This is a genomic window from Endozoicomonas sp. OPT23 (genome assembly GCF_009653635.1).
Taxonomy (GTDB): domain Bacteria; phylum Pseudomonadota; class Gammaproteobacteria; order Pseudomonadales; family Endozoicomonadaceae; genus Endozoicomonas_A.
Map to the genome: position 1 here is coordinate 637,916 of NZ_PPFD01000006.1, position 13,017 is coordinate 650,932.

General features: G+C 47.6%; 11 protein-coding genes. 5 read left to right on the plus strand and 6 right to left on the minus strand.

Translation table 11 applies throughout. The features are described 5' to 3' along the window. The first annotated feature begins 106 nt into the window (after window positions 1-106). Together EOPP23_RS16765 and ddpX are read left to right on the plus strand one after the other, a co-directional pair. On the plus strand, window positions 107-1,132 hold the full coding sequence (locus tag EOPP23_RS16765; RefSeq protein ID WP_153767128.1) for a PTS fructose transporter subunit IIC: 1,026 nt from the start codon (window positions 107-109) through the stop codon (window positions 1,130-1,132). Window positions 1,133-1,233: 101 nt separating this feature from the next. Further along, window positions 1,234-1,812: a D-alanyl-D-alanine dipeptidase gene (gene ddpX / locus EOPP23_RS16770; protein WP_153767244.1), complete on the plus strand. Its 579-nt coding sequence runs from the start codon at window positions 1,234-1,236 to the stop codon at window positions 1,810-1,812. Between the two features lie 8 nt (window positions 1,813-1,820). Here ddpX and EOPP23_RS16775 read toward each other — a convergent pair whose 3' ends face one another. The 6 genes from EOPP23_RS16775 to EOPP23_RS16800 form a co-directional block, all read right to left on the minus strand. After that, window positions 1,821-4,520 carry a nitrate reductase gene (locus tag EOPP23_RS16775; protein ID WP_153767129.1) on the minus strand — a complete coding sequence of 900 codons (2,700 nt, stop codon included), beginning with the start codon at window positions 4,518-4,520 and terminating at the stop codon, window positions 1,821-1,823. Between the two features lie 12 nt (window positions 4,521-4,532). Continuing rightward, entirely contained in the window at window positions 4,533-5,792 is a 1,260-nt protein-coding gene (locus EOPP23_RS16780) for an NAD(P)/FAD-dependent oxidoreductase (RefSeq protein WP_153767130.1), read from the minus strand. Window position 5,793: 1 nt separating this feature from the next. Next, a complete protein-coding gene (gene nirD, locus EOPP23_RS16785) occupies window positions 5,794-6,144 on the minus strand; it encodes a nitrite reductase small subunit NirD (RefSeq protein WP_153767131.1) in 351 nt (116 codons plus the stop codon). Window positions 6,145-6,155: 11 nt separating this feature from the next. Next, on the minus strand, window positions 6,156-8,699 hold the full coding sequence (nirB, locus tag EOPP23_RS16790) for a nitrite reductase large subunit NirB (protein ID WP_153767132.1): 2,544 nt from the start codon (window positions 8,697-8,699) through the stop codon (window positions 6,156-6,158). Between the two features lie 230 nt (window positions 8,700-8,929). Further along, window positions 8,930-9,655: a sulfite exporter TauE/SafE family protein gene (locus EOPP23_RS16795; protein ID WP_153767133.1), complete on the minus strand. Its 726-nt coding sequence runs from the start codon at window positions 9,653-9,655 to the stop codon at window positions 8,930-8,932. Between the two features lie 180 nt (window positions 9,656-9,835). Next, complete coding sequence (locus EOPP23_RS16800; RefSeq protein WP_153767134.1) at window positions 9,836-10,417, minus strand: thymidine kinase; 582 nt, start codon at window positions 10,415-10,417, stop codon at window positions 9,836-9,838. A gap of 266 nt (window positions 10,418-10,683) precedes the next feature. On the opposite strand from EOPP23_RS16800, the gene EOPP23_RS16805 reads away from it, so the two are divergent. The 3 genes from EOPP23_RS16805 (at window position 10,684) to EOPP23_RS16815 (ending at window position 12,907) form a co-directional block, all read left to right on the plus strand. Then, entirely contained in the window at window positions 10,684-11,538 is an 855-nt protein-coding gene (locus EOPP23_RS16805; protein ID WP_153767135.1) for a S1 RNA-binding domain-containing protein, read from the plus strand. A gap of 336 nt (window positions 11,539-11,874) precedes the next feature. Beyond that, entirely contained in the window at window positions 11,875-12,297 is a 423-nt protein-coding gene (gene hpaR / locus EOPP23_RS16810; protein ID WP_153767136.1) for a homoprotocatechuate degradation operon regulator HpaR, read from the plus strand. Window positions 12,298-12,436: 139 nt separating this feature from the next. Next, on the plus strand, window positions 12,437-12,907 hold the full coding sequence (locus EOPP23_RS16815) for a peroxiredoxin (RefSeq protein ID WP_153767137.1): 471 nt from the start codon (window positions 12,437-12,439) through the stop codon (window positions 12,905-12,907). The last annotated feature ends 110 nt before the right edge of the window (window positions 12,908-13,017 follow it).

Consider the following 13,017-nt stretch of genomic DNA (forward strand, 5'->3'; position numbering starts at 1 on the left):
AAGTCTGAATTTAAATCTATTCTCTATCCAGTTCCGCCATTACCTTAACCCTCTTGCTTATGTAACCGGGCAGAAGTATTAGCGCATTACTCTAGACAGGCTGTTCATGACAACGCTCAAGGCTATAAAAAAAGAGGTGGCACATTTCAGGTCACACCTGCTGACCGGAACCAGCCATATGATTCCCTTTGTCAGTGCTGGCGGCATTCTCGCTGCATTGGCGGTAATGCTTGGGTACACAGAAGGCAGTAACGCTAACCCGCTGTATCTGCAGGCTTTCGCTGATATCGGCAGCGCCGGATTCAAACTCTTTATTCCGGTACTCGGTGGCTATGTAGCCTGGTCAATTGCCAATCGTCCAGGCTTGGCTCCCGGCATGATCGGTGCATGGCTGGCGGCAGAATATGGTTGCGGCTTTATTGGCGCAATTCTTATCGGGTTTATCGCCGGATATATCGTTCAGACACTGAAACAGATACCTCTTTCACCTTCTACCCGAAGTATCGGAGCTATCTTCCTCTACCCACTGCTGGGCAGTCTGGTGACCGGTGCCGTCGTTATTTTTGTTATAGGCGAACCTATCTCTTCAATGATGGCAGGTCTTGATCACTGGCTTCATGCACTTGAAGGAGGTTCCAGAACAACGCTTGGCATGATAATGGGCGGCATGACCGCATTTGATATGGGCGGCCCTGTCAATAAGGTTGCTACGCTGTTTGCCCAGACTCAGGTTAATACTCACCCTTATCTTATGGGTGGTGTGGGTGCAGCCATATCCACCCCACCTCTGGGAATGTGGCTGGCTACTTTGCTGTCACGTAAGCGTTATTCTGATGAAGAACTACAGGCCGGTAATGCGGCACTGATCATGGGACTGATCGGAATTTCTGAAGGCGCTATTCCCTTTGCAGCAGCAGATCCGCTTAGAGTCATTCCCGCTCTTGTTGCTGGTGGTGCGGCAGCCTGTGTCACAGGCTTCACCTTTGAAGTGATCAATCATGCCCCCTGGGGAGGCTTTATTGTCTTGCCCATTGTTGAGGGTCGGCTAGGGTACATCGCCGCCATTATCATTGGCTCTCTGGTGACAGCATTATTAGTCAATGCCCTGAAACCCGTCACAAAACAGCCTTGAGAGAAAAACAATTTTCACAGTGAGTAGCTTTTGCCGATAGAAGGAATCAGACTCAAGCTTAGCTACTACAGACCTTCTTTATGACAAAAGACAATCAGCCAATGAATACAGAATCCCCTCTGGTTAGTGTTCAGCCGATTCCCGATCGACTGATTATAGATCTGGCTTACGCCACAGCAGAGAACGTAACAGGCAAGCCTATCTACATCAGCGACAATTGCATGCTTCATAAAAGTGCTGAGGCTCCCCTGATGAGAGCACTGGAATTGCTGGAGCCTCTGGGGCTGGGTATTAAAATCATGGACGCTTACCGGCCTCTGTCTGCCCAAAAAGCCTTATTTCAGGCTGCTCCAAATCCTGAGTATGTATCACATCCGGAAACAGGTGTGCGTCCTCACTGCCGCGGTACGGCCATTGATCTGACTCTGATAGACAGCCATGGCAATGAACTGAACATGGGCACCGACTTCGATGATTTTCGCCCACTGGCACATCATGGCAATACCCAGGTCTCAGAGCAGGCTCAAAGGAACCGTTTGTTACTGGCTGGCATTATGAGTGTTGCAGGCTTTACCCCTCTTCAAAGTGAATGGTGGCACTACCAGCTTCCAGACAGCAACCAGTACCCTATTCTGTCAGAGGCTGACGTCCAGAGCGGCCTGATGCCACTGGACGCCTAGTTTCGCTTTCAGCTGGCCTTCTGAAGCGGGTTAGCACTCGCTATCAGCTGGTTGATTTCAGGAATACAGGAGCCACAATTGGTTCCTGCCCTAGTGACTTTTCCAACCTCTATTGCTGACACCAAAGCATGCTCTTCAATGGCCTGACAAATCGTCTTTTCTCCCACTCCCATACAACTGCAGACTGTCTTATCCGAGCTGTCGCCTGAAGATGAAACACCAGCTAACAGCTGCCACTCTGGTACAGCTGATTCTGACCTAACGGCAAACTTGCCCCTTAACCAGTTACGATCCACTGGAAGTGATAACTCACCGACAATGACAAAAGCATCAATCTGTCCGTTGCTGTAAACAGCGGCAGTAAGGCTATCCGACAAAGGATTACTATACGTCAGTGGCTGTGCTTTTCCTTCTTCCCTATCCTTTCCTTCAAGCACACCAAGACACTGCTTTGTAAGCTCTGAATAACCTGCCAGTTCATAGCGATAACAACCTTCCTGCTTGACTTCAGTGGCATAGCTGAAGCTTGTCAGTTTCACTTTTTCCCGGCTGATTAACACCGCTTTATGACTGAAATTCACTGATTCAATAGCAGCACGGATATTTTTAAAACCTGGCTGTCGTGAAAAAGGGTCCGTTTCTGATGTCATCAAACAACCAGCCAGCCCTGTTCTGGAATGCGTTCGAGTCCAGTGAATGGGAATAAAGAGTTCATTCATTGCCATAGCATCTGATATATGCACTTTAAACGTAGAATGCCCTGCTGCTGTTTTTACTCGGGCAAAACCATCCTTCGATAGCCCGTACACTTTTGCAGTCTCTGGATGAACCGTGACATAGGGCTCCTCAATATGCTGACCAAGTCGTTCAGTTAAACCTGTCCGAGTCATGGTATGCCAGTGGTCACGTACCCTGCCGGTATTGAGTGTTAAGGGGTATAACGATTCTTCACCTTTATTGTTATTTTGGAACAGTTTTTTTTGAGGCATTATGAACTGAGCTTTACCATCCGGGGTAAAAAATACTCCATCCACAAAGAGGCGGTCATTTTTGCTTTTGTTGTCTGCCACAAGCGGCCACTGCACAGGGAGCATTTCATCGTATTCCTGTTCTGTGATCTCAGCTAACGCTGAAATATTGAATGCTCTCTTTTTACCCTGCAGGTTGTTTTCAAATCCGGACAGTGCCGCATGCTCACGAAAAATATCTGCAGGTTTCTGATAGTTGAACGCGTTTTCAAAGCCAAGACGTTTGGCAACTTCAGAAATAATCCACCAGTCCGGCTTCGTCTGACCGGATAAAGGCAGAAGCGCCCTTTGTCGGGAAATTCTACGTTCGGAATTGGTGACCGTACCCTCCTTTTCACTCCAGCCAGCCGCAGGCAGTTTTACATGGGCAAACGCTGAGGTGTCCGTCTCCTGCACACAGTCAGAGACAATAACATTCGGGCATTTAGCCAGAGCTTCTCGTACTTTATCCGTATCAGTAAGACTGGCCGCAGGGTTAGTTGCCATAATCCAGACGAACTTGATTCTCCCATCGGCCATTGCCTGAAACAGATCAACTGCAGTCAGCCCGGGTTTTTCTGCAATATTATCTGTATTCCAGAATCGAGCCACACGATCAATATCAGCAGGATCAGAAAAATCCATATGTGCCGCAAGCTGATTTGCCAATCCACCAACCTCTCGGCCACCCATGGCATTGGGCTGTCCGGTCAACGACAAGGGCGTTGCACCCGGTTTCCCAATACGACCTGTAAGCAGGTGGCAGTTGATGATGGCATTAACCTTATCGGTACCTGATGTCGACTGATTCACTCCCTGGGACCAGGAAGTTACTGTTTTGTCATTATCAGCAAACCATTGATAAAACTGCTCAAGATCTTTCTTATCCAGACGACAGTAGTCTGCAATTTCGGCTACAGAAAGCAGGTCGGTGTTACTGCCTTGAAGCTGATCAATGCCTGATGTAGATGTTTCGATAAAATCGCTATCCAAAAAACTCCGATCAACAAGGTAGTTGAACAGGCCATTAAACAATTCAATATCCGCATCTGGACGAATAGCCAGATGAAGGTCAGCGATATCACAGGTTTCGGTTCTACGTGGATCAATCACGACTATTTTGAGTTCGGGCCTTTTTTCCTTTTCAGCCCTTATCCGCTGAAACAGTACCGGATGACACCATGCGGTATTGCTGCCGATCAGTACGAGAAGATCAGCCAACTCCAGATCCTGATAGTTACCTGATACCGCATCAGCGCCAAAAGCTCTTTTCTGACCGGCTACGGTCGATGCCATACAAAGTCTGGAGTTAGTATCCATATTGGCGCTGCCAATAAACCCCTTCATCAACTTATTGGCAACGTAATAATCTTCGGTCAGTAACTGCCCGGAACCGTAGAAGGCTACAGACTCAGGACCATATTTCGCTAAGGTTTCCTTCAATCTGCCTGCGACATCATCCAGAGCGTCACTCCACGCGACTTCTCTGCCATTAATAGAAGGCGACAACAGTCTGTTTTCCAGAGAAATCGTTTCCGCCAGAGCACTGCCTTTAGAACAGAGTCGGCCAAAGTTAGCAGGATGTTCAGTATCACCACTGACCTCGATCAGATGCTGCTGTTCATCAAGCACACTGGCTTTTATGCCACATCCGACACCACAGTAGGCACAGGTGGTTTTGATGATTTTAATATCCGACATTTTGCTTTATCCCTATGCAGCTCGATCAACGATCGAAGCGGTCATGGAGTCCATATATTCCTGACCAAAAATCAGCTGCTGCCTGATTGCCGTAATGTTCTGCTGCTCTTCCAGTAACGTCTGATACCAGCTACCCGAAGCAGTGTCTCCAAACAGCAATACGCCCTGCAAGCAGCCGTTATTGACGATTAATTTTCTATAAACACCCAGCCGACCTGCATCAAGAATGATTTCTTCATCACCTGCCTCTTCATCTGTTGAGTGTCGTCCACAAGAAAAAACCTCAACGCCTGCCACCTTTAACCGTGCAGGAACCGGCTCGGAAACAAATCGCTCACCCGATCTGGCCGTTAGTCTCTTAGCTGCAATTTCCGCCTGACTGTAAACCGGAGCAACCAGACCAAACAGCTGCTCCCCGAGCTGAACACACTCGCCTAGGGCAGTAATGGAAGGGTCTGATGTCTGCATACGGTCGTTAACGCATATACCTCTACCTGAATCCAGGCCCGCCTCAACCGCGAGACTGATGTCAGGTCTGACACCTGCGGTCACCACCACGAGTTCAGTGGAAAGTCTTTCTCCACTCTTTAGCTGCACATGACTGACTGTGCCATTATGGCCAAGATACGACTCCAGTTGAGCGCCACAACGAAAGGCAACCCCCTTTTGCTCCATCGCTTGTTTCAGGAGTTCTCCTGCTCTTGCATCCAGCTGTCTTGGCATCGGGTAAGGCATGGTGTCGATCACAGTCACATGCAAACCCTGCGCTGCCAGTCCTGCTGCACATTCAAGTCCCAGCAAGCCACCACCAATAACAACAGCACCCTGACCTGAGGCAATGCTCTGCATGACTTTCACATCATCAAGGGTTCGAAAGGCAATAACATTATCAAGGTCTGCACCCGAAACCGGGATTCGGTTCGGCACTGAGCCGGTAGCCAGCACCAGCTCATCGTAATCAAAGCAATCACCAACTTTGGTGGTCACCTGTTTATTGTTCCGATCAATACTGACCGCTTTATATTCGGCACCCATTAACAGAGTAATGTTATTGCTCTGGTACCAGCTTAAACTCTGCAACTGAATGTCTGATAAAGAGCAATTACCTGCCAGCAATGAAGAAAGCTGAATACGGTTGTATCCCGGCAAATCTTCTTCTGACAACACTGTGACCTGAAAGGATTCAGCGCCGAACTCGACAAGTTTTTCCAGAAACCGAACCGCACCCATTCCATTACCAACCACCAGCAGTCGCTTAACGGCAGCGCTCATATCAGGCTACCTCTGTTGCAAGTACAGTACTGCAGACATACACCTGATCATCAATAACGCTAACGGGGTAGACATTCAGTCGAATATTTTCATCTTCCAGACACTGGCCGGATTCCAGATCAAAATGCTGTTTATAGACTGGCGAAGCAACCACCAGCCTGCCGTTCAAGTCACCCGTAAGGCCTCTGGAAATCACATTGGCACAACTGAACGGGTCGTAGTTATCCAATGCAAAAACTTTACCTGCAAGATGAAAGAGTGCTATCTGATGATCATTAACCAATACACAACCACCGAGATCAGGCAGCAGCTGGTCTAAATGTGCGACATGGTTCCAATGAGTATTAGTCATCACTGTTCTCCTTACAGTTGCTGGACGGCAATTTTTTGTTCGGATTTTTCATCAGGCCTTGCAGGACGGATTTGCTCACGTTCATTAACGAAAACAACCGCAGGGTCCTTCTGATCACTGTTGATGAAATGATTAAAACGCTTCAGTTTTTCATCATCTGACAAGGTGTTCTTCCATTCACACTGATAACTGCTCACCAGATGCGTCATTTCATCTTCCAGCTCTGCGCAAATCCCAAGACTGTCGTTAGCAATCACCTCGCGCAGATATTCCAGCCCGCCTTCAAGGTTTTCCAGCCAGACCGACGTCCGCTGTAATCGGTCAGCCGTGCGAATGTAGAACATCAGGAAGCGGTCTATATAACGCACCAGTTCATCATCACTCAGGCCGGTAGCAAACAGGTCTGCATGCCTTGGTTTCATACCACCGTTACCGCCCAGATAGAGATTCCAGCCTGACTCTGTGGCAATAACACCGACATCCTTGCTCTTGGCTTCCGCACACTCACGGGTACAGCCGGATACAGCCATTTTGAATTTGTGTGGAGAGCGCACTCCTCGATAACGATGCTCAATAGCGATTGCCATACTGGTGCTGTCCTGCACCCCATAGCGACACCAGTTACTGCCAACGCAGGACTTAACGGTTCTCAGGGACTTACCGTAGGCATGACCGGTTTCCATGCCGGCATCCACCATTCGCTGCCAGATCAGCGGTAACTGATCAACTCTGGCACCAAACAGATCGATACGCTGGCCACCGGTAATTTTGGTATAGAGATTGAAATCTTTAGCAATTTCACCAATAACAATCAGACGTTCCGGTGTAATTTCACCACCCGGCACTCTGGGCACTACTGAATAAGTGCCGTCTTTCTGCATATTGGCCAGAAAATAATCATTAGTGTCCTGCAGCGGTGCATGGTCGTCTTTAAGAATGAAATCATTCCAGCATGAGGCAAGAATAGAACCCACTGTAGGCTTACAGATATCACAGCCTCTGCCCTGCCCATGGGAAGCAATGACTTCCTTGAAAGTCGTCAGTTTTTCTACGCGAATCAGGTGATAAAGTTCCTGCCGTGAATGAGCAAAATGTTCACAGAGATCCTTTTTAACCTCCACTCCCAGTTCTGTCAGCTGATGGTCGAGCACCTGCTTAACCAGTGCTGAACAACCTCCACACCCCGTACCGGCTTTGGTTTCTGACTTTAGACTGGCTATATCCTGGCATCCAGCAGATATAGCCGAGGAAAGATCCCCTTTGGTGACATCAAAGCAGGAGCAGATTTGAGCCGTCTCAGGCAATGCAGCGATACCCTGCCCTTCTGTCTGGCCACTGCTGGCAGGCAGTATCAACTCAGCCGGATTCTTTGGCGGCCGAATACTGTTCAGCGTCATTTGCAGCAAGTTGCCATAATCGGAGGCATCACCGACCAGCACAGCACCCAGCAGTTTTTTCTTATTGGCAGACACTACCAGTTTTTTATACGACTGCTGCTCTTCATCACTGAATCGGTAACTGATCGCTCCTTTTGTTGCACCGTGAGCATCACCGATACTGGCAACATCAACCCCCATCAGCTTCAACTTGGTGCTCATATCGGCACCTTTGAAACGACTCTCTGAAGAACCGGTCAGTTGACCGGCAACCACCTTGGCCATCTGATAGCCAGGAGCCACCAGACCAAAGATCTTCCCTTCCCAGAGCGCACACTCTCCGATCGCAAAAATATCTTTTCTGGATGTACGGCAATCATCGTTAATAACAATGCCACCACGTTCACCCACTTCTAGCCCTGACTCTCTCGCCAGATTATCCCTCGGGCGAATACCGGCAGAAAAAAGTATCAGATCCGTATCCAGGGATTCACCATCGGCAAACTGCATTTGATGGAACGCATTGTCACCATCAACAATTTGCCGGGTGTTTTTACTGGTATGAATTTGCACCCCGAGTTCTTCAATTTTTCTCCGCAGCAAAGCGCCGCCATCATCATCGACCTGAACGGCCATCAGCCTTGGCGCAAACTCCACGACATGCGTTTGCAATCCCAGGTCTTTCAGAGCCTTCGCAGCTTCAAGTCCAAGCAGGCCCCCTCCGACTACTGTGCCGGTTTTACACCCTGCTGCCGTTGCTCTGATGGCATCCAGGTCGTCGAGGGTTCGATACACAAAGGTGTTTTCACGATCATGCCCTGTTACAGGTGGGACAAAAGGATAAGAACCGGTTGCCAAAACGAGTCGATCATACGCCACAGTCAGCCCTGATTCTGATTGCACTGTTTTCTGATCAGCATCTATGGCGGTCACCTGATCACCAAGAATCAGGTTTAAACCCGTCTTGTCATAGAAGCCTTCAGAAACCAGTGACAGGTCGTCTACAGATGAGCCGGTAAAATATTCACTTAAATGAACCCTGTCGTAAGCTGCCTGGGGTTCTTCACCAAAGACTGTGATATCAAACTGGTTCAGGCCGCCTGCTTCCACAAGGTTTTCAATCAGGCGATGACCGACCATGCCGTTGCCCACAACAACCAGGGATTGCTTCTCAGCCATTGTCCGTCCTTAAAAGTTTTATCGTTGTTTTTCTTTGACTAAGCAACAGACAGGCCAACAATGAAAAAAGGCGATGATTACTATAACCATCGCCTTAATCTGAGAATTCAATTAAACAGTCGTTATGCACCATTGAAATGCACTGACATCAGACAAGCGCTGTAATGCACTTTTATAGTGAAGCTCAGATACTTTTCAAAAACATCTCAGCTAAGCGTTCACAGGAGGGTTTAGTTAAGAGCAGAAGCCAGGGCACTGACGCCCGCAAAACTGCAGATCAGCAACAGCATATGGCGAATTATTCGCTGGTTCACTTTCAGGCTCAGTTTTCTGGACAAGCTATTCCCTGCCAATATAGCGGGTAACAGTGCTAGCGCCATCACAAAGTCATCCAAACCGAACAAGCCTGCAGCCGCAAGAAAGGCCAGAGAAATCAGATTACTAAAGGCAAAATAGGCTGACATGCCAGAGCGAATGCGATCACCACTTTCATTCTGCATAACCAGAGCCACAGGTGGGCCGCCAATCGAGGAGGTGGTACCTGTTACTCCCGAAATAAAACCGGCAAATAACAGGTTTTGCTTACTGACCTGAACATTAATACGACTCAGGCTGACCAGAACAGCCAGCAGAACAGATACGCCGATCAGAAGGCTCATTGTCTCGCGGGTAGCAAACGACAACAGTAAAACGCCCAGCAGAGAACCCGGCACACGACCAGCAATAGCATACTTGATCTGTGATAAGTCAATCTGTTCACGGTAACGTCTAAGACCAAGCAGAGCGGTAAAAAAACTGACACAAATCAGTGCAGAAGGCACCATTTGTGGTGCCACAAGATAGAGCACCGGAGCAGAGACGACCGCCAGACCAAAGCCGATCATGCCTTGCACCCAGGCGCCAAAAAATACCACCAGCATGGCTAATAAGTAATGGGCTATCTCGGCATCCAACACAATGCGAACTTCTATATGCAAAAATGAAAGGCAAATATACAGAAAAGTTATATCGCTTGCATCCGTGCTCGTACGGATTGGATAGACAAGTCACCTAGGGGGCGTTCTCAATGACAAAATAGTTACTTCCCCGCCTGCGCTGAGAAAGTAACGTCTTCACTGGTATTTTCGTGATACGAATTAATCTGCCATCAAGGCTTTATAGTGTTTGCGGCATACTGACAGGTAGGAGTCATTACCGCCAATCTGAACCACATTACCGCTCTTGACCACATTGCCGCCACCGTCCAGGCGAACCTGCATACTGGCTTTTTTCTCACATTTTTTGCAGATACTTTTGATTTCACACAGCTCATCTGCAATAGCGAGTAATACCTTGCTGCCAGGAAAAGCTTCACCGAAAGCATCTGTACGAAGACCAAAACACAACACCGGAATCCCCAACTGATCAACGACATTCGACAACTGCCAGACCTGTTGTTCAGAAAGAAACTGACTTTCATCGATCATGATGCAGGACAATCTGTTTTCCTTATGCTGCTGACCAATCTGTTCAAGTAGGTCATCCCTGGCTGAAATAGCCAGGGCTTCTTTCTGCAGGCCAATGCGAGAAGTAACCTTACCCATGCCATAACGGTCATCTATGCCCGGTGTAAGAACCAGTACCCGCTTGCCTGCCGACTCATAGTTATGGGCAGACTGCAGCAGGTATGTACTCTTTCCCGAATCCATGGAAGAAAAATAGAAGTACAGCGAAGCCATTGGCATCTCCAGTTAATGTCGTTCCGAACAAATACTCAGACATCTGATTGCATAGGTTATTTGCCCGCCTGCGGCAGGCAAATAACAATTAAATATTCCACTGTATGCGCTTGCACACTTATGAATCATTTCATATTACGTTTATTTACCGGAAAGTTAAGTCCGCATTAATGCCATTAAAAAACAGTACAAGACATAACCAAGGGATTCATACGCTGAATGAACTTCAATGATATAATCGCTATTTTTACAGCGTGAAGAGCAAGATGTCCCATACAGCAGTGAAAGTAGGTCAGCACAATCGCCTGAAAGTGGTTGACCGTGCCGGCTTCGGCGTATTTCTCGACGGCGGTCAGTTCGATGAAATTCTGCTGCCCAAACGGTTTGTTCCTGAAGACTGTAAAGTAGGAGACGAACTGGATGTATTCGTTTATCTGGACTCCGATGACTGCCTGATCGCCACCACCGAAAAACCACTGGCCGAGGTCGGCGAATTTGCCTTCCTGAAGGTTAAGGAAGTCAACAAGGTTGGTGCTTTTCTTGACTGGAATTTAGGGAAGGACCTGCTGGTCCCATTCCGCGAGCAGCGGGTAAAAATGCTTCCTAATATGTCTTATGTCGTATACCTGCATCAGGATGACACCAGCCGACGTATTATTGCCTCCAGCCGTCTGCATCGTTTTATTGATCAGAAACCGGAAGACCTCAAGGATGGTCAGGAAGTATCCTTGCTGGTCAGTGACAAGACAGATCTGGGTTTTATGGCCATCATCAATGGTCAGTATCAGGGCCTGCTGTTTAATCAGGAGATTGGTTCCAATGTTAGGACCGGCACCCGATTAAACGGTTTTATCAAACGCCTGCGTCCTGATGGAAAAATCGACCTTTGCCTCAGAAAACCCGGATTCGATCAATCAGAAATCGATACTATTTGTGACAGAATCATGGCGGAACTGGAAGCCTCTGACGGCATCCTGTTGATGAATGACAAGAGCGATCCGGAGCAGATTAAAAAGGTTTTCGGTGTCAGTAAACGCAGTTTCAAGATGGCCATCGGAAAACTTTACAAAATGCGGAAAATTATGATTTTCCCTAAAGGCATTCAGTTAACTGAACACTGACGCTTATTGACAATTCAGCTATCCATCTCTTTGAAGACAACTGTCGAATGATTTTTGTCTTTTATTATTTTATTGCAGCCTTAGTGCTGCAATACCTACGCAAGATAGCAACCATTTTTGATAGCAAAAGCAGGTTTCAGATGTTTGCCAACCACTAGGCTTTGACCTAAGTTTCTAGCTGTTCAGCGGATTGTCCTAATGGCATTGTGAGTCTCGGTACTGGCTGACTGGTAAGGGTAATTACCCATCCCAAAAGCTTCTCCTGACCTTGATTATCAAGTTCAAGATGCACACAATCCGCTCTAATTCCTGTAACCAGCTGTTTTATCTAACAAAATGCGTAAGTACGAAGACTCTCTTCCATTGAAGTTACTGAAGGCCAGAGAAGCTGCTATGAGCTTTTTTCGTCCCATGCTTCAGGAATATTCCATTACTGAACAGCAGTGGCGCGTTATGCGGGTTCTCAACGATGTTGAAGAGCTGGAAACGAAAAAGCTTGCCGAAGCCTGCTGTATTCTTAGTCCAAGCCTGACCGGTATTATTCAACGTCTGGAGCAACAAGGTTATATAAGCCGCCGTAAATCCTCAGAAGATCATCGACGTATACTTGTAAGAGCCACTCCAAAAGCCACTCAACTTCTTGACACAATGGCACCAACAGTTGAGGAAAGTTATGCAAGACTGACCCAAGGCCTGAGTCCAGAGAAAATGGAACAATTGAAAGATTTACTGGATGAAGTCAGCCTGCTGAATAACTGACCCTTTCTATGTCGCTTGATACAGAAGGGGTCTGACGTCACTGGCTTGATACTTTATAACCTTGTATCTCCTTTGATATCTTTTACAATCAGCCAGACTTCAACCATCTTCCCAGAATAAAGTCAGGAGATACCACGACATGATCCAGACAGGTGATAAGCTGCCAACCGTTAGCCTGAGCCTAACCGATGGTGAGTCCGTTAATTCAACCGATTTCTTTGCAGGTAAAAAGGTAGTGCTTTTTGCTCTACCGGGTGCCTTTACACCTACCTGCTCTGCGGCACACCTTCCTGGTTATGTTGTTCTGGCCGACCAGATTAAAGAACAGGGCGTTGACGAAATTGCCTGCCTGTCGGTTAATGACTCATTTGTCATGAAAGCTTGGGGTGAATCCCAGAATGCAGAGCACCTCACCATGATTGCTGATGGTAATGCCGAGTTCACCAGGGCTATTGGTCTGGATATGAACACCGGCAGCTTTGGCGGTGTTCGCTCACAGCGTTATGCCATGATTGTTGAAGATGGTGTTGTCACCTTGTTGAATGTTGAAGCAGCAAAGAGCTTTGACGTCAGCAACGCTGAAACCATTCTTGAAGCACTGAAGAACTAAAAGCGATCAAATACCTTCCAGAATAACGTCTGCAGCCTGCTCTGGCTGCAGCCTCTCTCTTCTATGAATAGAAATATTGATTCAAGCTATTATTTTTATCTTTAACTGCC